The organism is Bartonella sp. AP40SXNS, assembly GCF_042195825.1.
Classification (GTDB): Bacteria; Pseudomonadota; Alphaproteobacteria; order Rhizobiales; family Rhizobiaceae; genus Bartonella.
Map to the genome: position 1 here is coordinate 1 of NZ_JBHIPB010000096.1, position 883 is coordinate 883.

Annotated in this window: 1 protein-coding gene; it reads left to right on the forward strand. The window is 37.8% G+C overall.

All coding sequences use genetic code 11. The features are described from left to right. The first annotated feature begins 86 nt into the window (after nt 1-86). Nucleotides 87-809, forward strand: coding sequence for a hypothetical protein (locus ACFILZ_RS09960; RefSeq protein WP_375611074.1), 723 nt, complete (start codon nt 87-89; stop codon nt 807-809). Nucleotides 810-883 lie beyond the last annotated feature (74 nt).

Sequence of the window (883 nt, forward strand, 5' to 3'; positions counted from 1 at the left end):
GCACTAGTTTGCGAGAATGCCAAAGTAACCGGAAATACAAAAGTATCTGGAAATGACACTGTTTTAAGATAAGGGCGGCTTAAACCATGGAAAAGAAATACGAACTGACTGATGAAACAATTGAGTTTGATAGAAAAACTCTTCACCGTATTCGTGCTTTAAGGGATTTTGATGATGTCAAAAAAGGAGATCTTGGTGGCTTTATTGAAAAGGAATATAACTTAGGTCATGATGGCAATTGCTGGGTCTATGATGATGCCAAGGTGCTTGAAAGCGCTACCATTTTTCATAATGCCAAGATATTTGATGGCGCCTGTATTAGTGGAAATGCTTCAGTTTATTCTGATGCACAAGTTTACAGTCGTGCTGTTGTTTTTGGTAATGCCGAAGTTTCTGGTAGTGCACATGTTTTTGGTGATGCTGTTGTTCGCGACAAATCTCATGTTTACGGTGATGCAGAAGTTTACAATAGCGCACTCATTTATGGTGATGCAAAAGTTTTTGAGAATGCACGAATAAAGAATAGTGCCAATGTTTACGACAATGCTCGTGTATATGGGAACGCAATAATTTGTGGTCCTGCTCTCATTTATAACAATGCTAAAGTTTATGGTGATGTCATTATATCATGCTCCAATTTCACGTATGAGGATGATATTAATTATGGAAATGTTGAGATTTTTGGAGATGCAAAAGTTTATGATAGTGCTCGCATTTATGACGCAGTCAAGATCTTTAGAAATGCCGAAATTCGTGGATTAGCTAATATTCGCGGAAACACGAGAATTCCTCAAGACATAAAAATTTAACAACCAACCATTTTTAAACACAAGCGTGATTCACGCCACGGGGGAATTGCGCGCAAATCAAGGAAACAATAATG

Excerpts from the sequence above, each read along its gene's own strand:
- ACFILZ_RS09960 (WP_375611074.1), top strand. The coding sequence starts at position 87 with ATGGAAAAGAAATACGAACTGACTGATGAAACAATTGAGTTTGATAGA.